Source organism: Agrobacterium sp. FDAARGOS_525, from assembly GCF_003938925.1.
In the GTDB taxonomy this organism is placed as follows: Bacteria; Pseudomonadota; Alphaproteobacteria; order Rhizobiales; family Rhizobiaceae; genus Agrobacterium; species Agrobacterium pusense.
In genome coordinates, this window is record NZ_RKIU01000008.1 from 114,516 (window position 1) to 135,719 (window position 21,204).

Genomic DNA, 21,204 nt, shown 5'->3' on the forward strand with positions numbered 1-21,204 from the left:
GACCCCCTCAGAACTTGCGCCACGGCGACGAGGTCGCACGGTAGAAGGCTTTGTAGGAGATGTGGCGAATGTAGACGCGCCGCATAAGGGGATCGGCTTTCGCCATCATGCGCAGGGCACCAACCGCGATTAGCCAGATCGCGATCCCAAACAGCGCGGCGTACCAGGTCAGCACCACGAAGATCAGGATGATGGCGGCTAGCGCCGTCAGCAACACCAGCTCGCGATCGGCACCCATCAGCAGGTTGGGACGTGATAGCGCCCGATGAACCCGCGACCGCACGAGAGCCGAGCCAGATTCAGCCACGATCCCCCTCCCCACTTTCAATGAGCGTGGCGAAGGGCGAATAATCGAACGGGTCAGCCTGCGAATGAAGCTCGCCGATCGACGCCCCTGTCGCGCCGAACAGGGCGACGATCTGGGTGGCGCCGAGCAGCACGCCACCGACCAGCGCGACGTAGCAAAGCCGTCGGGCAAAGTCGTTCAGCTCCCCGCCGAAGATCAGCATCGCACCAGCGATGGCCACCGCCGCAAGCGCGATGAAGCCGGCGACAGGACCGGTGATCGACTGCTGTATCTGCTGGAGTGGGGATTCCCATGGCAGACTGCCGCCACCCGAGGATGCAAGTGCCTCATCCACGGAGCCGACCGAGACGAGCGCCAGAGCTATGACTGTGAGAATGAGATGGGTCTTACGCGACATGGCTGTCCTCGTCGATCTGGGCGTAATGTTCGGTCTGGTATCGATTGTTGCGGTATCCCTCGATGTGGATGACCTCGCGGACCCGCCTCCCCTTCCCTGTGCGTTCGATGGAGACGACGAGATCGACAGCCTCGCCGATCACTTCCTGCATCGGTTGCTGGCTTGCTTCGGCCGTCAGCTGTTCCAGTCTGCGCAGTGCCGACATCGCCGTGTTGGAATGGATCGTGGTGACACCGCCGGGGTGGCCGGTGTTCCAGGCTTTCAAGAGCGTGAGAGCCGCGCCGTCCCGGGCCTCTCCGACAATGATGCGGTCGGGACGCAGCCGCATCGTGCTTTTGAGGAGCCGCGCCATATCGACCGTATCGCTGGTATGGAGGGAGACAGCGTTCTCGGCGGCGCACTGGATTTCAGCGGTGTCTTCCAGAATGACCATGCGATCGTCCGGAGCTGCTGTCACGATCTCGGCGATGATGGCATTGGCAAGCGTCGTCTTGCCGGAGCCCGTCCCACCGGAGATGACAATCTTCATGCGGGAATCGATCGCGCTGCGGATGGCGGAGGCTTGGGCTTCCGTCATCACTTTCGACGTCACATAATCGTCGAGCGGTATGAGGCGTGACGCCCTCCGCCGGATCGTAAATGCCGGCCCGGATACGATCGGTGGCAACAGTCCTTCGAACCTGTGTCCCCCGATCGGCAATTCGCCGGAGATGATTGGCCGCTCATCGTCAGCTTCGGACTGCAGGGCATGGGCAACACTGCCGATCACGACCTCCGCGGCTGCCGGTGTCATGGCGCCGGCAGCCGCGACGCCATGACCGAGCCGCTCGATAAACAGTCGGCCGTCGGGATTGAGCATGATCTCGACGACCGTCGCGTCATCGAGGGCAACGCAAAGCTGGTCGCCGAGCGCGTCCTGAAGTTTGCGAACGAGGCGCGGATGCGAGCGAAGCTGGGTCACGCAGCGCTCCTCAACGGGCGGCCGCTATGGTCGGCGATGATCGAACGGTATCCCGGCGGGCAGATCCGTTCGAAGCTCTTTCGGTCGGCGGGTAAATGTCCGGCGATGGCAACGGTGTTGCCGATCGCGACGGGCTCGCCCAGTCGCGTCATCGGCCAACCGGCGCGCTTCAGAATGCGCTCGAAGCGAAGATCGGTTGCCGTGACGATTTCGTCGTAGCCGTTTGCCATCGACCATTCAATGATGCCGGCGAACATGGTGAGCGTCGCGAGATGCAAATGGCCCCCTGCCCTCCCCGTCGGCAATGTCGTGTCAACGCAGAAGCGTGAGCTTTCGACCATTGCCGCAGTGGCGCTGAGGGAGCCGGCTGCCAGCAATTGCGGAAACGTCCTCTCCAGCATGGTCGGGCCTGATGCGGGAAGAAGCCGCGCGCAGCCGACCACCCTCTGCCCGCCGAAGATGGCGAGAATGTAGGTCGGGCTGAGGTCGTCGTATTGATCCCGTTCGCCGCCCCCCTCGATTGCGACATCCCACTCCAGACGGTTTTTGAACACCTCGGCGCGAAGCCGGTGCATTTGCTTCAGGTAGTGGCTCTGGTGTTCATATTGGCCGGGCGAGACGGTCAGAATCAGCATGTTGATCTCCGCAACAACAAACGATGCGGAGAGAAAACATCTCGTTCAGCGTGTGGCTATGTGCAGATCTGCACCCGCTGATTCTACTGAGTCGGGTGTTCAAGGAGCGATTTTCGATCGCAATCGCTATCGGGAAACGTTGATTTCATGTGCAAATCTGCACCTATAGTTGGCTACCTTGAAAGTGGCGGCGCTGCCTAACCCTTTACGATTCAATCATGATTCATTTTTCGGCAAAGAAACCGGACGGCCGTGTTAACTTCCTGTTAACCTTATTCTTCTTGCCACCGTCGGGGAATCGCCGATAATGACGGTACTTGGGCTGATTTCAGCCAAATGCCGTCATTCGGGGGAAGTTATGAGTAGTGTCGCTTCTAGCGCTGCGAAAAAGATTGGTTTCGACGATATTATCCTTGCTCAGGGGAAGGATATATCGCGCAGGCTTAACCAGTTGCGCATGGAAAGCTATCCGCCCGACGCACGCAAAACCCTCCGCCAGTTTTCAATGGCAGAGGCTGCGTACTTTTTGGGAGTGTCGCCGAGCAATCTGAAAAAGCTACACTTGGAAGGCAAAGGCGTCGTTCCAACCGTCCATGCTGGGGGTCGCCGGACATACTCAGCCGAGCAAATACGCGAACTAAGGCACTGGCTGGATCAGAATGGCCGCTCGGATGTTAAGAAATATGTCCCAAGTCGCCGCGCGAACGAAAAGCTTCAGGTGCTCGCCGTTGTGAACTTCAAAGGTGGCTCGGGAAAAACCACGACAGCGGCGCATCTTGGGCAACACCTGGCGTTGACGGGGCATCGCGTATTAGCGATCGATCTCGACCCTCAGGGATCGATGACAGCGCTCTATGGCATCCAGCCTGAGGTGGATGACTACCCGTCCGTATACGAGGCAATTCGGTATGATGAGAAGCGTTGCTCGCTCGCAGATGTGATAAAGCCTACCAATTTCCCCGACCTTGATATTGTCCCCGCGTCACTTGAGCTTCAGGAGTACGAGTACGACACACCTCTCGCGATGCAAGTTGGTACCGAAGGGAAGCGTTTTTGGAATCGACTCCAGAGCGCGCTCGAGGATGTGGACCCCCGCTATGATGTCGTCGTGTTGGACTGCCCGCCACAGCTTGGCTATTTGACACTCACTGCACTCGCGGCGTCAACTTCCGTTCTTATCACGGTGCATCCTCAGATGCTCGATCTGATGTCGATGTCGCAGTTTCTCTTGATGCTCGGCGATATCCTCAAGACTGTGAAGCAGGCTGGCGGCGATGTCGATCTTGACTGGTTCCGCTACTTGATAACGCGGTTCGAGCCCACCGACATGCCGCAGGCGCAAATGGTCGCGTTCATGAAGTCAATGCTGATCCCGCATATGGCGAAGCATGAGATGGTGAAGTCCACAGCGGTTTCGGATGCAGGCCTGACAAAGCAGACACTGTATGAAGTTGAACGGTCTGCGATGAACCGCGGAACCTATGACCGCGCCATGGAAGCAATGGAAGCCGTCAACGGGGAAATTCGGGACCTCATTCATGAGGCTTGGGGGCGAAGGAAATAGACTGCGGTCTAAATTGAATTTTTTGTTTGTTTTTACAGTGACTTAAATGTCGGAGCATGGCGATGGCGAGGAAGAATATCTTCAACAGTGTAATGAATGACGATCAATCGGTCGATGAGACGATTGAATCGGCTGCGCCAGTTACACGGTTCGGAGCTGCCAAGTCGCTCTCGTCCTCCATTGATGCGTTGGCTCGACAAGCTGAACGGATCAATGACGGTGATGTGGTTGTCGAGCTTGATCCGGAACTGCTTGAGGCGTCCTTCGTTCGCGACCGACTTTCTGGGGCCGCAGAAGGTTCGACGACGACCGATGAGGAGTATAGCGAATTGTTGGCCGCCATCCGTGAAAGGGGCCAAGACTCGCCTATTCTCGTTCGGCCAATCCCAAACAAATCTGATCGCTACATGATCGTTTTCGGTCATCGCCGCGCGCAAGTAGCGAGAGAGCTTGGCCGAAAAGTCCGGGCTGTTGTTCGTCAGCTCGACGAGCAGGCACACGTTATCAGCCAGGGGCAGGAGAATTCTGCACGCGCGAACTTAAGTTTTATCGAGCGGGCGACGTTCGCGGATCGCCTCGAGAAGCTTGGTTACTCCCGTGAAGTAATCCAGGTAGCGCTTTCGGTTGATTACCAAACTCTGTCTAAGATGCTGACTGTTCCAGGGGCGTTTGGAGAACGGCTGATCGAGGCGATCGGTCCGGCCAAGGGCGTAGGGCGTGACCGATGGTTACAACTTCGCAAGCTCATCGACGTCCCCAAGAACAAGGCACTCGCAGAGGAATTCACCAACGAAGAAGAGTTTACTAGACTTGATCAGGTCGACAGGTTCGAGGCACTATTCAAGCGGCTTCGATCTGGCAAAGAAAAGGCGGCGGTAAAGCGCTCAGAGAACACCCAGCCTCGGCAGGTTTGGAATGCAAAAGACAACGCCGTGAACGTTTCGCGGAAAGTCACGCCAAAAGCTGTGACGCTTGTTCTCTCGTCATCCAACGGCATCGCATTCGGTGATTGGATCACGAACAATATTGAAAGCCTCTATGAGACTTTCCAGCAGCAAGGGAAAAACTGAGAAGAAAAACCGCAAAAGAAAAAGGCCCCCAATCGACGCTGTCGTGGAAGCCTCTCTCAATTCGTAGCAGGCTGAGAATCGCATTTCCACGAATCGCTGTCAAGAGTCGAACCGTCGTTTAGGCGGCCGGGTTTCTTTTGCCTTTTGAAAGGTGAAGGCGAATGCAAATCGGAAATGTGACGACGCCCTTTGGGCGGCGGGCGATATCTCTTGCCCTGGTGAAAGGGCAAGTGGCCGCAGCAGACATCAAGGCAGGCAAGACCGCTGAAAAGTGGAAGGTGTTCCGCGACATCAGCGAAGCCCGCAGCTTGCTAGGTCTCCAGGATCGAGCTCTAGCAGTGCTGGACGCACTGCTCAGCTTCTATCCGGAAAGCCAGTTGTCAGAAGAGTTCGGCATGGTGGTCTTTCCGTCCAATGCTCAGCTCTCGGTTCGGGCGCACGGGATTACCGGCACGACGCTGCGCCGGCAACTTGCCGCACTCGTTGATGCTGGTTTGATTCATCGCCGCGACAGCCCGAATGGAAAGCGTTATGCGCATCGCGGCAAGGAAGGCGAGATCGAGCAAGCCTTCGGCTTCAGCCTGGCGCCGCTTCTGGCCCGCGTCGAAGAACTGGCCCAGTTGGCGCAGCAGATTGCCGAGGAACGCCGGCTGTTCAAGCGTGCCAAGGAAGCGCTGACGATCTGCCGTCGTGACGTTCGGAAACTCATCACGGCTGCGGTAGAGGAGGGGGCCGACGGTGATTGGGAGGCGATCGAGGGCATGTATGTCGCTGCTCTTGCCAAGCTGCCGCGCAATCCGGGACATGATGACGTCGTCTCCGTACTGGATGAAATGACGCTTTTGCGCGATGAGATCGTCAACCTGTTGGAAATCCAGCAAAATACTGAAAATATGGCTAGCAATGGTAGTCAGAATGGCTGCCACATACAGAATTCAAAACCCGAATCCATCCATGAATCTGAACTATGCTCTGAAAAAGAGCAGAGCGGACCGATAGTGGAAGAACCGAAGCCGACAGCCGAGACGAAAAGGCCTTTCCCGTTGGGCATGGTGTTGCGGGCTTGCCCCGAAATTGCGATGTATGGGCCGGGAGGCGCGATCAACCATTGGCGGGAGTTGATGACCGCGGCCGTCGTGGTCCGGTCGAGCCTCGGGGTCAGTCCGTCTGCGTATCAGGACGCCTGCGATGTGATGGGGCCGGAAAATGCGGCGACGGCGGTGGCGTGCATCCTCGAAAGGGCTGGCCACATTAACTCGGCCGGCGGATATCTGCGCGACCTTACCCGGAAAGCGGCCCGGGGTGAATTCGGGCTCGGCCCGATGCTGATGGCTTTGCTGAAGGTTCAGTCCGGCGGAGACCGGAAGTCGGCGTAGCGGGGGAGGGCGCGTCAGATGCGAAAACTTAGGAGTCGCCGGGTCGGGTCAGTCCTCGGGGACCAGCGCATCGAATACCTTGAGGAGCGTATCCACGATTGCCTGACGCATCGCGTTGGCGCTCTAGGCAAGTTTGGTCTCGTCGTCGCGTGCAGCAAGCGCAAGATCTCCGCCCTTCTCGGCTATGGCGGCGGTCGCACGCTCGATTGCCGATTGTGCGAAGTCGGCGCGATTTTCGATCGTAGCGGTTTGAATCGTCTATCCCTCTTCAGCTTGTTCCGGTGCGGGCGGTAGTATCCTGGGTTGGATTAGCGCGTTATTCCCCGCCGGTCCCGACGAGACCTGTTTTCTTTGCCCGATCGAGCAGGTTCTTGACGGAGGATGGGGACCATTTTGTGCCACCGCAAGGCGTCCGCTCATGGAGACGTTCGAGCTGGATGGCGATCTCCCGCAGCGTCAGTTCGGAGTTGGACGCGTACATGCCCGCGACAAGCGTCATCAAGCGATCTTCGGGTGGCCGTGGGGATGACTTCTTCAGCAGGCCCGGATCGGCAAGGTGTTCGGCCACGAGCCATTTCACGGCGCGGCGAAGTCGTTCGGGCGTCCAGTCCATACCGCGCTGTTTAAGGACGCGCGCAATGTCGTCCCAGCTGTGGTCCGGGCGCATTCGCCTGACGGTCGGGAGCCATTTGTTGACGTCGATCTGGATGCGCTTGCCATACGCAGCTTTCTGAGCCGCCGTCATTTTGGCGAGCATCTCCGGCCGACGTTCTCTAATACCTGGATTGCCGGGTAGTTTGCCCTTCGACTTTGCCGCGTTGATACCAGCCTTCGTTCGTTCGGAGATCAGTGCGCGTTCGAGTTGGGCCACAGCGCCGAGGACCTGCAGCGAGAACATCCCCTGCGGAGTCGCAGTGTCGATCGGATCTCGCAGAGATCGGAAGTGCGCGCCCTTTGTCGTCAAGTCCTCGATCACGGCAAGCAGATGGCTGACGGAGCGCGCCAGTCGATCGAGACGGACCACGACAAGTGTGTCGCCGGCGGTGATGTGGCAAATCACCTTTGCCAGCGCCGGCCGGGTTCGCGATGCGCCCGAACCGTGCTCTTGGACGATCGTCTCACATCCGGCGGAGCGCAGCTCAATTTCTTGGGCTTCGGTTGCCTGCTCGTCCGTAGAGACGCGGGCATAGCCGATAAGTCGGCCCTGTGGTCGACGAGACGTTCGATTCAGCATGTCAGCGGCCATTTAGAGCGTCTGAGAGATAGTTGCGAAGCAGTTTTCCAAAACCAGAAGATAAGGATAACTGATCGTTTGTAAACGTCTCTTGAGCCTATGATGCGGTTGTTTCGACGTCTCAATGCCTTGGAAAACAACGCTTTTCGTCGATGTGAGGCCTGGCGGCTCTGATCCTGTACAGTCCGGAAGGCTCGTCTGCTCTATATTGTACGCGCGCAAGAAAAACTATCTCCTACGACTGAAGTGTATGTTAAGACAGCTTCAACATCGTTCAAAATATGACGTTTTAACAATGAGATACGAAGCAGGTGATTTGCCTCTGAAGGCCCTCCTTCCGGCCGTCGCAAGGGCCGAGGATCAACTTGCCCGCCTCGACGAGGTTGTCAGGCACAGCCCGGTAGGCCAGGGGTTTGCCAAGAGACAGCATTTTGCGGAGGCGACTGCCAGCATGTGGGTGGCCGGCGAGCTTGTCCATATCGAGGATCTGGTTCTCCACGATGCAGATCGGGATGTTCGCACGCCGACTCACGAAATCACGATCGCCCATGCGATCCTGCGGTCACGCCGGCGCATCGCGGTGGCCGACGTAGGATGGGCGTTGACCAGAACGGGAATGGCCAACCTGATCGGCCTATCATCCGACACGGCAAATGGCGTCGGGGAAGGGGAGGGGTATCGGCTCTCTCCAGCCGAAATCGAACCTAGAGAGGCCGGCTCTGGTTTTGCGGTGGACCTTGCGGAAATCGATGCGGTCCTTGATCGTTCCTCCCGGGTGCTCGAAACAGCGGAGAAGATCGAAAGACACATGGCGGATCCTCTCGTGGTTGGCGAGCTTGTCATCCGTGACCCGGAGTGGGACGAAGACAGTCGACTTTCGGAATGGAGGACAGTTGCGAAGGAAGTCGAATCCTTGCCCGCGACGTTGGCAGGGGCAATCCTATGGGACGCGTGGGAAAGCATAGAGCCGTTACAGCGCCAACACTGGCTTGGCGCGCAGCTCGTGAATTCCTATTTCCGGGCACAGAAAAAGGTGACCTCCCATTTGTTTGGATTCAATGTGGGTCTGAAGACTATTCCGCGTGATCGTCGGCGCGCTCGGGAGCGGGCATCTCGGCTGCTGGCCGGCCTCGAGGCAATGGCGGCAGGGGCGGAGGTTGCGATGAAGGAGGTGATCCGCCTCGGGCACGCGCGAGACCTACTCGAGCGAAAACTGCGGACGAAGCGTGCATCGAGCAGCCTGCCCGGTCTCGTAGAGCTAATGCTGACGCAGCCGATTGTGTCTTCTTCGCTGATCGTGAAGGAATTGAAAGTGAGCCATCGAGCGGCCCTAAATCTTGTCGAAGAGCTCGGAGTCCGGGAGGTTACCGGGCGAGGAAGTTTTCGTGCCTGGGGACTATTCTGAGGAACGCCCGGCATCGCCTTTCCACGCACGACCGTTCGCGTTCATTGATCGGCATCATGTTTTGATCGATGGGGGCGTTCACCGGCTGCGGGTGTAGTCTATGAGCTGATCGGTGAAGCCATCCTTCGCGCTGTCGGCCTGTGGGAGGTCCGTCGTCGGATCGAAGAAGGCCTTCAGCGCATAGTAGCTTACTTCCAAGGCCGGGCTCTCTGTCGGCACATTTCCAAAATTGTTGAAGGCATCGGCAAAGCGTTGGGCAGCAGGCGGATGGGTAGATGTGGCCTTCCGAACTTCATTGATGAGCCCGATCCAGATGAACGCTACGCAAATCGCCAGCGTTCGGAACTCACGATGGGCATCACTCGGAACTTTATGGAGGATCCAGGACACTGCCCACGCATCCGCCTCGCGCTCCTGTTGGTGCATGAGCGCCGTATATGCCTGATGTCCAAGTACAAGGTGCCCGCACTCGTGCAGGACTACGAAGCTTGCTGCCGCAAGGAACAGATTGTTGGTCAGGCCGTCCGGGGAAGAGGGATCGGCTGCCGTATCTGGGACTACTGGAGCAACGTCCCAAGAAAATTCTTCGTTTCGTATGAGCGCTAAAGCAGCGTTCTTCAGCTCGATTGCAGCAGAGCCCGCACCGCCCGGCGTGATGACGACCTGTGAAAGGTTCATCTCGACGGCGGTTTGCGTAAGAACCGATAGGACACGGATGGAGGCGGCGACCGCCCAGAGGGCGTTGTCACGTTGTTCGATTGAGGCCGGACGAAGCGCTTTCAGTTAAACTCAGGCAGTTGCGCCGGTCACGGCCTTCCAGTGCGCCATGGCGCGGATCCGATGAATGTGGGTGGCGAGGGCGGAGTGTTTTTGATGCGACGGGACAAAATGATTTCTAACCGCTGAAAACACGGGGACAAATTGTTGCAGACTGCCGACGGATCGGAAGCCCTGCATCACTCGTTCTCGTTTTCGCAGCGGCAGATGGGAATTTTCCGCACGGTTGTTAAGGCCCTTGTGTGATCTATGTTCAATGGCCGGCATCACATCTCGCTTTGCCGCCCCGTATGAACACAGTTTATCGGTGACAATCCTCTTTGGCGCGAGGCCTTGCTTCTTCAGCAGCCTGATCAGCAATCGCTTGGCAGCCTTGGTGTCTCGACGGGTCTGCACGATCTCGTCGAGAACATATCCGTCCTGGTCGACGGCTCGCCAAAGCCAATGCTTTCGCCCGCCGATCGTTACGACCACTTCGTCCAGATGCCAGATATCCTCTCGCGACGGCGTCTTTCTGCGCAGTCGCTTTGCGTAGGCCGCACCTGAGGGACACCACCGATGACCGACGACATGATGAACCTGCGCTCACTCGTTGAGAAGAGCGCCGACGCCGATTTGCTGCGCGAGATGATCGGCTTCGCTGCCGAGAAGCTGATGGCGCTGGAGGTCGGCACAAAGACGGGCGCGGGTTATGGCGAGAAGAATGGCTTCCGACTTGCCCAGCGCAACGGCTATCGCGACCGGGACTGGGAGACACGGGCGGGCACCGTCGAGCTGCGCATTCCAAAGCTTCGCACAGGCAGCTATTTCCCGAGCTTTCTCGAACCACGCCGCATGGCAGAGAAGGCCCTGACGGCGGTGATCCAAGAGGCCTATATCCAAGGCGTCTCGACCCGATCCGTCGATGACCTCGTTAAGGCCATGGGCATGTCGGGCATCTCCAAGAGCCAGGTATCCCGGCTCTGCGAGGAGATCGACGAGAAGGTGAAGGCCTTTCTCGACAGGCCCATCGAAGGGGAATGGCCCTACCTTTGGATCGATGCGACCTACCTCAAGGTCCGGCGCGGCGGGCGCATCGTCTCCGTTGCCGTCATCATCGCCGTCGGCGTCAACACCGACGGTCGACGCGAGGTGCTCGGTATGGAGATCGGCACATCCGAGGCCGAGGCGATCTGGACCGAGTTTCTTCGAAAGCTGACCAGGCGGGGTCTGCGTGGCGTCAAGCTCGTCGTCTCCGATGCCCATGGGGGCATCAAAGCCGCAGTATCGAAGGTGCTTTCCACCACCTGGCAGCGCTGCAGGGTGGGGCTGTTGAAGAAGTCAGCCTCACGTGATTCGATTCATTTGCGATTGATTCTCTGGGTGCACCGGCATGTTGGGACATAAGGAACGCGGTCAGCTCGAGCTGTTCATGACGGGCTCGCTTCGACAGCTCATCCCCGACGACTACATTCTCGCCAAAGTGGATCGTGTCCTCGACCTCACGTGGCTTAGGGCAGAGGTTGCGGATCTCTACTGTGAGCATAACGGACGACCTGGGATCGATCCGGAGGTCGCTGTCCGGCTAATGCTTGCGGGCTTCCTGCTCGGGATCGTTCACGATCGTCGCCTGATGCGGGAGGCGCAGGTCAACCTCGGGATCAGGTGGTTTATTGGCTATGGGCTGCACGAGACACTGCCTGACCATTCCTCGCTGACGCGGATACGGCAGAGATGGGGGGTGGAGCGCTTTCGAAGGATTTTCGAACGCACGGTGGAGGCCTGCATTGCGGCAAAGATCGCGAAGGGGGACGTGGTGCATGTCGATGCCTCACTCATTCGCGCGGATGTGAGCTGGGAAAGCCTTGCGGTGCGCCACGTTGAGGCGGTTGCCGAAGCGAACGAAGATGCTTCCGTCGCTGAACGTGATAGCCGCAAGACTGGGAAGTTCAAGAAGGTCTGCGTCACCGATCCCGATGCGACGATGGCGACGAGTGGGCGCAACCGTCGGCTCGAACCCTCCTTCAAGCAGCACGCCATCGTCGATGACGTCTGCGGCGTGGTTCTCGACGTCGAGGTAACCACCGGCGAAATCAACGAAGGTCAGGTCATCATTGAGCGCATCGAGGCGACCATTGAGACCACGGGCGTAGATGTCGAGATCGTCACGGCCGATGCAGGCTATGCCTATGCGAAGGTCTTCGGCGGGCTCGAGCGGCGGGGCATCAGTGCCGTCATCCCACCGAAGGCGGAGCCGATCCGCAGCCCAGTGCCGATGCGCAGATTTCGCTACGACGCAAAGAACGACACCCTAAAGTGCCCGCGTGGAAAGACCCTCAGACCGACCCGACCGGTCAAGCACGGTCGGTTCTTCTATTCCAAGGCAGCGGACTGTCGGGGATGCGATCTGGCAAGGCTGTGCCTCTCGAAGGGGCGGGCAAACAAGGCCGTCGTTGTAGGGGACGATTACCCGGCGCTCCTGCGAGCCCGAAGACGCCGTGAGAAATGGACCGAGGAAGACCGGCGTCTGTACCAGCGGCATCGCTGGCGCTCAGAGGGGTTCCATGGCGAGGCGAAGAGCTGGCACGGACTCGCCCGCGCCGTTCGGCGCGGACTCTCCAACATGAAGATCCAATCCTACCTCACGGCCGCCGCCATCAACCTGAAGCGGCTCGCGGCAGCCCTTTTGCGACTGTTCTTGCTCATGACTTCACCCCAGGCACCTATCTGCGAGCTGAGGAACGCTTTCAGCCGCCTTCTACTCCAGCAGACGTTCATCAACGTGCGAAAAGCTGCCTGATCAGCCGTGGGCGACTTCTTCAACAGCCCCAGGGTTCACTTCATGCGCAACGCGCTGGCCCATGCGGGTAAGAGCGGACGGCGGGTCGTCTCCGCCTTCATCGCCACGGTTTTCGCTCAGGACACGCCGGACGCGGCAAGCAGCCAATGGCGCAATGTAGCAGACCAGATCAGGCCGAAGGTGCCGAAACTCGCCACGCTGATGGATAGTGCCGAACAGGATGTGCTCGCATACATGACCTTTCCCAAGCAGCACTGGGCAAAGCTTCACAGCACAAATCCAATCGAACGCCTTAACGGCGAGATCAAGCGACGCACTGAAGTCGTCGGCATTTTCCCCAACGACGACGCAATAGTCAGACTGGTCGGTGCCTTGCTCCTGGAGCAGAATGACGAATGGGCCGTCCAGCGGTCCCGCTACATGACACTGGAAACCATCGCAACAATGAGCGATGATCCGCTTATCAGCCTGCCAGCAGCAAGCTGACACTCATCCGGCCCTCGGGAATGAGCCGTGGTCGTCTAAGCTACACCACGTCCTGGGACACGATCTGCGAAAATGCGAAGGAAGGTTTGAACTCGACCTCGTCAGCCGAAGCCGAACAGGCGAGGGCGCGGTGGCGAAGAGCCTGCCCGCCTGCGGGCGGAGAATGATCTGGCCGATCATCTGGCCAATTCCGCTAGCGTTTCGTCGCGCGGCCCGTATGAAAATGGTGGCGTCGATTGCCTTGGGGCTCAAGCGGAAAATGGTTGGTCGCGACAAATTTTCATCGTTCTGCACCGATCCGTATTGTCTCGAACATCGTCTATGGATCTCCGTCGCGAGCGTGCTCTCGATCAGGGCGTGTGCTTCACGGAGCATCATGATTGCTCTGGAAAATCGCCGTCGTTGGGCAAGCCTCGCGTGAATCAATGGCCAGATATCGTTGTCGACAATTAACCGATGCGCAATGTGCCTGCCTTATCGAACAGACCGATCCGTTAGGGGAGGCATCGAATGCGCGTCGTTGATTTTTTCTGTGGTGCCGGCGGAATGAGCTGCGGGCTTTACCAGGCCGGCATGAAGCCGGTCGCGGGTTTTGACATCTCGGAGGCTGCTCTGGCGGTTTACGCTCAAAACCTGTGGGTCGATCATGGCCGGATGGGTAGCATCTCGGATTTTGCAAAGATCGTGCCCCAACTGCTCCGGCTGAAGCCGACCCTGATTGCCGGCGGGCCGCCATGCCAGGATTTTTCGGCGGCAGGCCAGCGCACGGAGGGAGAGCGAGCCGATCGGACCCGCGATTTCGCCTACGCGATCGCTCTGGTCCAACCTGAATGGTTCATCTTCGAAAACGTCAAGGAGGCACCGGATTCGAACTCCTACCGCGATGCCCGGATTGTGTGGAAGGCGCATGGCTACGGGCTGACGGAAGTCCAGCTCGACGCCTCCCATTACGGTGTCCCGCAGAGACGCAGAAGGTTCTTCTGTATCGGCCGCAAGCACGAGGTCGACGGCTTTCTCGAACAGGATATTCTCGCCGCCGCATCAGCAAGACCGATGACGCTAAAGGATGCATTCGGCGATCGGGTCGCCGATGCCATCTATGTCTATCCGCGCAGCCTCGAGCGCCGGCGGCTGTGGGAAACGTCAGAACCCGGTCCGACGGTGCGCAGCACCTATGCTCGCGGCAAGCCGAGGCACTACAAGGGACATCCGAAGGACGCCACGGGTGAAGTGACCTATCTCGACCGCCAGATGGTTGCCGATATTCAGGGGTTCCCGCCGGAATGGGACTGGTCGGGCCAGAAGGCGGCGGACGTCAACCTGATGATCGCCAATGCGGTTCCACCGCCGCTTGCCAGGGCGCTCGGGCAGGTGATCATGGCCCGCCACGACGGCAAAAGCGTGCCGCCGATGGCGGAAGGTTTTCCGGAATATCTTGCTGCGCAGGGTCTGGAGGATGCTTCGGTTCGCAACGTCGTGTCACGCCTCAAGCGGGCGCGCAATCTGCTGAACGGCCGAGACTATGCCGACATCGAGCTTGCGGTCAGGGAGATCGAGAAGGCGCCGGGATTTGAACGACTGGGCACCAAACAGCGGAGCGACCTTCGTTCCGCCCTCAGGCTCTATGCCGAATTTACCCGCAAGCCCGACGGGCCAAGGGAAAGCCCAAGAGCGATGTGGACGCGCGTGCGTATGGAGAAACGCACCCTTTCTCCGGCCGGTTATATGGCTCGGATCAGACCCAGCCATCTGCCGCATGCCCGCAAGATCACGTTAGACGGCGGCTCCGGCTGGCGGTCTGCTGATATCGGTCACGACGATGTCGCCATGCGAGAACGGGAAGACAGCTGAGCCACTCCCATGGCGGCAGGCTGCGCCCGCATGGCTCGACGTCGCCGACGGCGTAGACATCAAGCGACCGCCTCTACCGGCTTTCCATACATCCGATTCAAAACCGAGAAGTAATGGGGGGAGGGGATCCGCCTATTGCGGTTTGTGACCGGCACCTGTGATGTCGCTGACCTTCACGAGATCCGATCGCCGTGTCCATCCGGCGCATGAGCTCCGTGTTGGCCTCGCGCTTGTCGAAGCCCTGGTCGACCAGAAGCTTTTGGGCACCCATGACAATATCCCGAAGCGTGAAACGATCCGGTTCGTCACCATGCAGGTCAGCGGTGAGAAAGGCGGCGACGGAGGCAGCGACCGCGCGATCGATCACCGATGCTTCCGGCCGGCCGGCAATCCGGCGTCGCTCACGCCACCGCTCAGTGCGAAGGCGGTTCCGTCCGCTGGTCGGATTTTTCGGTCTGGGCTTCGCATTTCTTCGTTTGATCGCCTCCGATGGCATCACTGCGGGACGCAAGTCACAAACAACGCCCCGTCACTACCCAAAATAATCTGCGGCAAATCGAGATGAATTGCCGGCAAGTGTTCACGCCTTTCCCGCAAGTGCTGCCACAGGCACGCAAGGCTCATCTTCCGCTCTCCGACCGGCACCACGGTCGACATGCTCATTTCGCGGCGAGGCCGTGACGAAGGCGCGGAACTCGGCAGCCTCCCTGTCGATCAGATCGGTAAAAGTCCGCGGTGCCGACGAATGCGGAGGGTGCCCGTCCAGAAGTGCCTTGTTGACCGCCCAGACCCAGACCTGAATCGTGGCGAGGTTCTGCAAAGCTGGCGGCTGCAACCTGGCAAGCAACAGGCTCTTGTCGACCTCGGGCGGCAATCCGAACCAGAAGCTGTATTCATCGGCGGCCTCGCTCAACTCCTCGTCCGAGGGCATTGACGATCTGAGAGCGACCTCGGCCTCGGTCCGGCTGACCCGGATGCACAGCCGGCCACCCTCCGGATCTGATGCCGGAACGTCAAGAACACCGACCTGTCGGGAAAATTGGCTGGCGATGCGGGTTCCAAAGGCAAAGATGATGTCGGCGATCCCGCTGGCCAGGTGGTAAATTTGCTCTGGCGATCGGGTGGCGGTTGCTGTCGGCGGCATGGATGGCTCCTGGTCTGTGATGGATAATGCGAATTTGGCGCGACCGAATACGGACTCGGTCAGGCTGCCGCGAAATTCGAAGTTGGCACTGCGGGGTTACCTGTGACGGGAGATGTTTCCTCGAAAACTTTCGAGCAAGTCGCTTTCTGGACGATCCGCGAGACCGGATCTTCGTCACCAAGCTCCCAATCGCTGCCTTCGAGAACATGGCGAACCATCATCCCGGCGCTGTCGATGACGCCGGCATATTCCAGCCGCAAACTAAAGTAATAGGCCGCCTCGACCGCGCGCACGACGTCCGACGTCTCTGTGGCAAAGAGGGAAGGGGCGGTGACGATCGACACCTCTTTCAGGAGTTCATCGAGATACCCCAGCAACTGCGGGCGGATTTCCAGGGTCGCGTCGCTCAGGTCCAAACCATCGCTGGGCTTCTCGAGATCCAGCTCGAATGCTTCCGCGATCCCGAGTTCGCGGCAATGCCAGACATCGCTGTCATAGGGATGCTGCCGCTCGAGGTGGTCGAGGCAGATATCGGATTCACTGTCGTCACCCCATGCATGGATGCAGGTGCCATCGCGTTTATTGGCATATTCCCACCAGGACTGGCAGGTGAGTTTCTCGGGTGCGATCTCGAGATAGCCGTCAGGGTCTCCCCGCTTTCGTTGCGCGATGAAGGCAACGGCTTCGTCGTTTTCGAGGACACGCGCGACCGGGTGATAGTCGTTGGAGTTCTGAACCACATAAAGCATCTTCTACCCTTTCAGGCTGATGGAAATCCGGGAGCGGGGCAGGCGTGCCGCGTGGAGACGGACGTCAGGGGCCACCGATATCAAAAGGCTGTCCGGCTTATGGACGGGGCACAAGCGGGGGAGGGCGGAAAAATCGCCACCGTCAAATCTGCTGTCACCCGGTGCGAAACAAACCGCCGGGTAGCCAAGTAGAAGGGGGCAAGCCGACTGTGGACCACGCCACAAATAATTCCTTCAATCCACAATTGATCGGCCGCGATGTTTTTGCGACAGGGGGCAAGCGCCGCAGATCATCCGACCCGGATCAGCGGAACCCTCGTCTCGATCGGCTGGTGAAGCGGGCCCTTGTGATGTTCGAGGATCCAAGTCCGTCGCCGTTGCAGACGGCCCTTCCCGCAGGCGACGTTCTTGAAATACCCCGCAACCACGATGTGCTTCGAGAGCGTCTTGCCGGAGGCGCTTGTGCGCAATCCTCCGGCATCACGCTGCTCGGCGGTCAGTCGCTCGACACGGAAATGGCATCCCACGTACGTATCGGCAACCTCGGCAATCTCAGTCGCAAGGCAGGAAGGATCGCTGCTCTGTTTTGTCTGTCGCCGTGAGGTGGACGCGGAACTCCGGGCGGAACGGGAAATGCACGACAGACAGGTATGAACCAGGCGCGTCAGCTCGTTGCAGATCCTGTTCCAGTCCGCGATCACGGGAGCCTTGCCCGCAAAGATGACGTTGGTATACGGCTCGGCGATACCCCTCGTGACATACCAGCTCACGACACAGGTCTCGGCGAATTCTCCGGTCGGCTCAAGCACCGCCGACCACTTGAACCGCTGAGCGTCCACGACGGTGATGATGACCATCCGGGCGCCAACCTCGCCACACGAAAGGATCGTCTCACGCGGAAACTCGATATAAACGCTTTCGCGTGCCTGCAAGGCGGTCATGGCGACGGCGGTGGTGTCCGAATGACCCTCAGGCTCGAACGCCGGGTGCAGGACACTCCGATCCACAACGAAGGCTGCCGCTTTGTGTGCCAGCTCGGGAAGGACGAACGGCGCCAGCCGGCGAATGAAATCCGTTTTGGCCCGTACCTTCGCGGCCGTGTCCCAGTGTCCATCGACCCTGTCGAAATTCGCGGACCGCACCGCGTCACGAGCGATCTCAAAAAACACATCCCGCCTGATCATCGAACGCGTCTTGCCGCGAGCCTGACGGTTGTTCAGTTCACGACGGGTCACCGTGGTTTTAAGGTCGATATTGTTGATCGACGCGGTTACAAAACCTTGAATGTAGAGTTCCATGATCACCCCTTTACGCACAACAGGTCCGGTTGATCAGGACCCTGCAGATGATCGTGAGAGGCGTCAAACCGGAATTGTTGCCGGTGATATGCGGGGGTCTCCTTCAGGTGAGCGAATGGACCCGGAAGACGTCTCCATGCCATGCACGAACACGAGAAAGGACAGCGCGACGAGGCAAAATGGGTCCGAACGGGATGGCTGCCCGTGGGTGCCATCACCATGCCACGCGAAAGAGGGCAGTCCGGATGACCGTGATGTCACCCGGACGTTTCCATACGCACCCTTGAGCGGCCCTCGGATCAGGCCAGGAGGTGTTCCGGATATGCCTCGGCTTCTTCTTCCAGCCGATCGCGAATTTCGAGATACGCCTGGCTCGGATGATAGCGTTTGGAAGGGGTGTTCAGTGTCCTCGTCTTCTTCCACGCTGCGTTGCTCGGCGAGCGTTTCATCGGCTGCGCGAGTTCAGTTTCGTAGTCGATCGTCACTCCGGTCAGCGCTGCGTAAAGCGCAAGCCCTACCACGCGCGCCATGACGGGCGGAAGCGCGTTGGCGATCTGTCGTTTGCGATGCTGGGTCGCCCCTGTGAACGCCCAATTGTCCGGGAACCCCTGCAGTCTCGCCGCCATCTCAAACGTCAAGGCAAAAGGCGCATCCTTCGGATGATTGCGATCGGGTGCCGACTTTGCGAACTTGTTCGGGACGATCTGGTAGGGTTCGAAACGTTCGTCACCGTGTGAGAAGAACGATGTCGCGCCTGACTTCTTCGATCCACCCGCCAGAGTGTAGATCGGCCGGTCAACGCGCCTGGCCCAGGCGTGCGCATGCGGCCAGCCATTGGCGGCGACCAGATCGACGAGTGCCTCTCCCATCGATCTTCGCATCAAGGGAATTGCCTCGGGTAGCTGGAAGCGTCGCAACGATCCGTCCCGGAACCCGACGAACGCAATCCGCTCGCGCATCTGCGGCAAACCGAAATCCGCGCCCTTGATCGTAAACAGGCGGCTCTCGTAGCCGAGGCGTTGATATCGATCATGCAGTTCGGCACGGTAATCCGTGTGCTTGTTCTCCTTGAAGCCTTCGACGTTCTCGAAATAAAAGGCCCTCGGCCTCACTACATCGATGATATCGACAGCGTCCGAGAACAGGTCGCGCTCATCCTCGCGGCCAAGGCGCTCGCCGGCGCTGGAAAAGCCCTGGCATGGTAGACCGCCAGCGACCAGATCGACGCCCGCGTAGCGCCGGAAATCGACCTTCGTCAGATCCCCTTCAATTACTTCACCGAGAAAATCGTTGCGACGCAAGGTCTCCGCGGCATGCTTGTCAGCCTCGAACAGGGCCATCGCATCAAAGCCGGCGGCGTGAAGTCCCAGAGCGGCACCGCCCGCGCCTGCACAAAGCTCTATCGAACTCAGCCGATGCTCCGGATCAAGATAGGGCGCTGGAACGGCGCTCGGCTTCGGGCGCGGGACGGTGTTCCAAGGATAGGATTTGCCGCAAAGCCACAGAATGGCATCTACGTAATACCGATCGACCAGACCGGGCTCGTTTCCATACGGACGAGGATCGTCGAGGTCTCCTGACCAGGGTTCGAAGACACCCTTGGCTATATCCGACAGGGCGGCATGCGCGCGTGCCAGCCGTGCATCGTCCATCATGCCCGTATAGCAGTCATTGTCCCAGATCTTGGAAAGGCTTGCCGTATCGAATATACCGGCAAAATCGGTAGCGGCCCGTCCGGCAATCTGCGTGAGTTTCGCCATCCTGGCGTCGATATCCTTGCTCTCGTCAGGTGTGATCGATCGCTCATCGGGAAACAGATACTCGAGATGCAGGTCCAGGAGGTCGTCCGCGAAGGGCGCATATTGCGCCCTGAACGTGGTGAGCGACTGATCGGTCCTGCGGCGGGCCGTCTGGCTAAGGTAGGCTGCCTGACGCTTGAGTTCCAGTTCTTTCGGTGATGACGGCTTCTCGTCCCGGGTCAGGGCGAGGATCTCGCGGCTGCCGAGCAGGGTGCCGGAGCGGATCTTCTCGGCGGCCTTGATGCGCACCGAGCCCGGCTGGCGCGAAAGCGTCTTCAGCGTCGAGAACGGCATGGAAAGTCCGCGCAACGCATCACGCTCGGCGGCCGGCAGCCTGGCAAGCGCGATATAGCCCGCGGCGTCGGCTCCGAACAGGCCGAGTTCGCGCACCAGGTATGCCTGGAGCTTGCTGGCCGGCGATACGGTGGCGATTTCGGCGAGGATATCGGCAATCGCAAATGTTGCCTTCCGGATCGTCTCCGACTGTGTCCTCAGCTTTTTGTTGGCCCCCTTCCAGAACGCTCCGTCCGCCTGCTGCACTGCTTCAATCTGCGTCATGACCACTCCCGAATTCATCTGCAACGCAGACATAGGAGCTCAGCCGTTTAAGATGCGCGAACGGGAATGCTTAATGAAATCAATCGGCAATGGCTTCAATTCGGCCGACTTCGGTGAGCGTCGCGAGCCACACCAAAAAAGTTGCCATACCCGCTAGACGTGCAGCGCGATGCCGGGCAGGTTGCCTTCGTCATCAACAGTCTGGAGTTAGACATGACCGCCACGCCATACCTCAAGCCCTCGATCCGCGACAGTTTCGGGCCTCTCGCGAAGATGCAGGACGATCTCACCGATGGCTCGATCAACCCCGTGACGCCGGTTGCGGACCTCGTCAAGCGTTACGAGACCGATGCGTTCAAGGTTAAGCATGCGTTGCGCAAGGCACTCATCAATCACGGCGTATGCAACGGGCAGGTTCTGGTGATGCTCGATCCGGGCGAGACCCGGGTACTCGCCGTCACATCGGATCCTGTAGAAGAACTTGGCACGGCGGAGATGGCGGAAGCCGGGACCCGGCTTGTGGCGGAATTTGTGAGCAACCCGGGACAGAGCGGGATCACGAACAAGGCCGTTGGATTGAAGAATGCTCCAATGCCCTGCCCGGTCTACAGCATGCCGGCATTTGACTACCGTGTGGTCCACGGCGCGCATGTGGCGGCCGTCGGCAACTACGTCTGTGACATTGCGGTACCGCTGTAGGCGTCGAGCCTGGTCGTGGGCTTACGCAGGATGATCAGCGGTTCGTGCCTCGGGCGCATCAAAGCTCCGCCTGAGACTTCAACCACATGGGCGGAGCTCATTACTTGCATTATTG

General features: G+C 59.2%; 19 protein-coding genes and 3 pseudogenes. 11 read left to right on the forward strand and 11 right to left on the reverse strand.

Going from position 1 to position 21,204, the window contains the following annotated elements; translation table 11 throughout:
- Window positions 1–7 precede the first annotated feature (7 nt).
- The 4 genes from EGT36_RS29930 to traI are packed head-to-tail and all read right to left on the reverse strand — an operon-like array spanning window position 8 to window position 2,300.
- Window positions 8–307 carry a conjugal transfer protein TrbD gene (locus EGT36_RS29930; protein ID WP_125271759.1) on the reverse strand — a complete coding sequence of 100 codons (300 nt, stop codon included), beginning with the start codon at window positions 305–307 and terminating at the stop codon, window positions 8–10.
- Window positions 300–704: a conjugal transfer pilin TrbC gene (gene trbC, locus EGT36_RS29935; protein WP_125271760.1), complete on the reverse strand. Its 405-nt coding sequence runs from the start codon at window positions 702–704 to the stop codon at window positions 300–302. Before trbC ends, EGT36_RS29930 begins: the two co-directional genes overlap by 8 nt.
- Complete coding sequence (trbB, locus tag EGT36_RS29940; protein WP_125271761.1) at window positions 694–1,665, reverse strand: P-type conjugative transfer ATPase TrbB; 972 nt, start codon at window positions 1,663–1,665, stop codon at window positions 694–696. The genes trbC and trbB overlap by 11 nt, the downstream gene beginning before the upstream one ends.
- Window positions 1,662–2,300: an acyl-homoserine-lactone synthase gene (traI, locus tag EGT36_RS29945; RefSeq protein ID WP_125271762.1), complete on the reverse strand. Its 639-nt coding sequence runs from the start codon at window positions 2,298–2,300 to the stop codon at window positions 1,662–1,664. Before traI ends, trbB begins: the two co-directional genes overlap by 4 nt.
- A gap of 358 nt (window positions 2,301–2,658) precedes the next feature.
- Between traI and repA the strand changes: the two genes are divergently transcribed.
- The 3 genes from repA to repC all read left to right on the forward strand — a co-directional run bounded on the left by repA (window position 2,659) and on the right by repC (window position 6,310).
- A complete protein-coding gene (repA, locus tag EGT36_RS29950) occupies window positions 2,659–3,864 on the forward strand; it encodes a plasmid partitioning protein RepA (RefSeq protein WP_125271763.1) in 1,206 nt (401 codons plus the stop codon).
- A 62-nt stretch (window positions 3,865–3,926) separates the two neighbouring features.
- Complete coding sequence (gene repB, locus EGT36_RS29955) at window positions 3,927–4,934, forward strand: plasmid partitioning protein RepB (RefSeq protein WP_125271764.1); 1,008 nt, start codon at window positions 3,927–3,929, stop codon at window positions 4,932–4,934.
- Window positions 4,935–5,095: 161 nt separating this feature from the next.
- On the forward strand, window positions 5,096–6,310 hold the full coding sequence (gene repC / locus EGT36_RS29960) for a plasmid replication protein RepC (protein ID WP_125271765.1): 1,215 nt from the start codon (window positions 5,096–5,098) through the stop codon (window positions 6,308–6,310).
- Between the two features lie 316 nt (window positions 6,311–6,626).
- Here the strand turns inward: repC and EGT36_RS29970 are convergent, their stop codons facing one another.
- Window positions 6,627–7,556 (reverse strand): recombinase family protein, encoded by a 930-nt coding sequence (locus tag EGT36_RS29970; RefSeq protein WP_125271766.1) that lies wholly within the window; start codon window positions 7,554–7,556, stop codon window positions 6,627–6,629.
- A gap of 283 nt (window positions 7,557–7,839) precedes the next feature.
- Here EGT36_RS29970 and EGT36_RS29975 point away from each other — a divergent pair, with 283 nt between their 5' ends.
- Window positions 7,840–8,949, forward strand: a complete 1,110-nt coding sequence (locus EGT36_RS29975) for an RHE_PE00001 family protein (RefSeq protein WP_125271806.1) — start codon at window positions 7,840–7,842, stop codon at window positions 8,947–8,949.
- 78 nt (window positions 8,950–9,027) lie between these two features.
- Here the strand turns inward: EGT36_RS29975 and EGT36_RS29980 are convergent, their stop codons facing one another.
- Both EGT36_RS29980 and EGT36_RS29985 read right to left on the reverse strand, forming a co-directional pair.
- Window positions 9,028–9,732: a phage exclusion protein Lit family protein gene (locus EGT36_RS29980; RefSeq protein WP_502697454.1), complete on the reverse strand. Its 705-nt coding sequence runs from the start codon at window positions 9,730–9,732 to the stop codon at window positions 9,028–9,030.
- Between the two features lie 6 nt (window positions 9,733–9,738).
- Window positions 9,739–10,284, reverse strand: a pseudogene (locus tag EGT36_RS29985) (IS6 family transposase); the annotation flags it as partial.
- Between EGT36_RS29985 and EGT36_RS29990 the strand changes: the two are divergent.
- The 6 genes and pseudogenes from EGT36_RS29990 to EGT36_RS30015 form a co-directional block, all read left to right on the forward strand.
- Window positions 10,285–11,043: pseudogene (locus tag EGT36_RS29990) on the forward strand (IS256 family transposase); the annotation flags it as partial.
- Between the two features lie 55 nt (window positions 11,044–11,098).
- A complete protein-coding gene (locus tag EGT36_RS29995; protein ID WP_502697453.1) occupies window positions 11,099–12,505 on the forward strand; it encodes a transposase in 1,407 nt (468 codons plus the stop codon).
- A gap of 30 nt (window positions 12,506–12,535) precedes the next feature.
- Window positions 12,536–12,991 (forward strand): annotated as a pseudogene (locus EGT36_RS30000) (transposase); the annotation flags it as partial.
- Window positions 12,992–13,121: 130 nt separating this feature from the next.
- Window positions 13,122–13,412, forward strand: coding sequence for a hypothetical protein (locus EGT36_RS30005; RefSeq protein ID WP_153187278.1), 291 nt, complete (start codon window positions 13,122–13,124; stop codon window positions 13,410–13,412).
- Window positions 13,413–13,501: 89 nt separating this feature from the next.
- Window positions 13,502–14,842: a DNA cytosine methyltransferase gene (locus EGT36_RS30010; RefSeq protein ID WP_125271769.1), complete on the forward strand. Its 1,341-nt coding sequence runs from the start codon at window positions 13,502–13,504 to the stop codon at window positions 14,840–14,842.
- Between the two features lie 160 nt (window positions 14,843–15,002).
- A complete protein-coding gene (locus EGT36_RS30015) occupies window positions 15,003–15,407 on the forward strand; it encodes a hypothetical protein (protein ID WP_125271770.1) in 405 nt (134 codons plus the stop codon).
- A gap of 15 nt (window positions 15,408–15,422) precedes the next feature.
- On the opposite strand, the gene EGT36_RS30020 is transcribed toward EGT36_RS30015, so the two are convergent.
- From EGT36_RS30020 to EGT36_RS30035, 4 genes are all read right to left on the reverse strand, one after another.
- Window positions 15,423–15,986 (reverse strand): pseudouridine synthase family protein, encoded by a 564-nt coding sequence (locus EGT36_RS30020; RefSeq protein WP_125271771.1) that lies wholly within the window; start codon window positions 15,984–15,986, stop codon window positions 15,423–15,425.
- 59 nt (window positions 15,987–16,045) lie between these two features.
- Complete coding sequence (locus tag EGT36_RS30025; protein ID WP_125271772.1) at window positions 16,046–16,735, reverse strand: hypothetical protein; 690 nt, start codon at window positions 16,733–16,735, stop codon at window positions 16,046–16,048.
- Window positions 16,736–17,025: 290 nt separating this feature from the next.
- Window positions 17,026–18,033 (reverse strand): hypothetical protein, encoded by a 1,008-nt coding sequence (locus EGT36_RS30030; RefSeq protein WP_125271773.1) that lies wholly within the window; start codon window positions 18,031–18,033, stop codon window positions 17,026–17,028.
- A 299-nt stretch (window positions 18,034–18,332) separates the two neighbouring features.
- Entirely contained in the window at window positions 18,333–20,390 is a 2,058-nt protein-coding gene (locus EGT36_RS30035) for a DNA cytosine methyltransferase (protein ID WP_172965759.1), read from the reverse strand.
- Window positions 20,391–20,603: 213 nt separating this feature from the next.
- On the opposite strand from EGT36_RS30035, the gene EGT36_RS30040 reads away from it, so the two are divergent.
- Entirely contained in the window at window positions 20,604–21,089 is a 486-nt protein-coding gene (locus EGT36_RS30040) for a hypothetical protein (RefSeq protein ID WP_125271775.1), read from the forward strand.
- Window positions 21,090–21,204 lie beyond the last annotated feature (115 nt).

Bases quoted from the DNA above. Each gene is read 5' to 3' on its own strand.
- trbC (WP_125271760.1), bottom strand. From the start codon at position 704: ATGTCGCGTAAGACCCATCTCATTCTCACAGTCATAGCTCTGGCGCTC.
- traI (WP_125271762.1), bottom strand. From the start codon at position 2,300: ATGCTGATTCTGACCGTCTCGCCCGGCCAATATGAACACCAGAGCCAC.
- repA (WP_125271763.1), top strand. From the start codon at position 2,659: ATGAGTAGTGTCGCTTCTAGCGCTGCGAAAAAGATTGGTTTCGACGAT.
- repB (WP_125271764.1), top strand. From the start codon at position 3,927: ATGGCGAGGAAGAATATCTTCAACAGTGTAATGAATGACGATCAATCG.
- repC (WP_125271765.1), top strand. From the start codon at position 5,096: ATGCAAATCGGAAATGTGACGACGCCCTTTGGGCGGCGGGCGATATCT.
- EGT36_RS29970 (WP_125271766.1), bottom strand. From the start codon at position 7,556: ATGGCCGCTGACATGCTGAATCGAACGTCTCGTCGACCACAGGGCCGA.
- EGT36_RS29975 (WP_125271806.1), top strand. From the start codon at position 7,840: ATGAGATACGAAGCAGGTGATTTGCCTCTGAAGGCCCTCCTTCCGGCC.
- EGT36_RS29995 (WP_502697453.1), top strand. From the start codon at position 11,099: ATGTTGGGACATAAGGAACGCGGTCAGCTCGAGCTGTTCATGACGGGC.
- EGT36_RS30010 (WP_125271769.1), top strand. From the start codon at position 13,502: ATGCGCGTCGTTGATTTTTTCTGTGGTGCCGGCGGAATGAGCTGCGGG.
- EGT36_RS30015 (WP_125271770.1), top strand. From the start codon at position 15,003: ATGTCGCTGACCTTCACGAGATCCGATCGCCGTGTCCATCCGGCGCAT.
- EGT36_RS30020 (WP_125271771.1), bottom strand. From the start codon at position 15,986: ATGCCGCCGACAGCAACCGCCACCCGATCGCCAGAGCAAATTTACCAC.
- EGT36_RS30025 (WP_125271772.1), bottom strand. From the start codon at position 16,735: ATGCTTTATGTGGTTCAGAACTCCAACGACTATCACCCGGTCGCGCGT.
- EGT36_RS30030 (WP_125271773.1), bottom strand. From the start codon at position 18,033: ATGGAACTCTACATTCAAGGTTTTGTAACCGCGTCGATCAACAATATC.
- EGT36_RS30035 (WP_172965759.1), bottom strand. From the start codon at position 20,390: ATGACGCAGATTGAAGCAGTGCAGCAGGCGGACGGAGCGTTCTGGAAG.
- EGT36_RS30040 (WP_125271775.1), top strand. From the start codon at position 20,604: ATGACCGCCACGCCATACCTCAAGCCCTCGATCCGCGACAGTTTCGGG.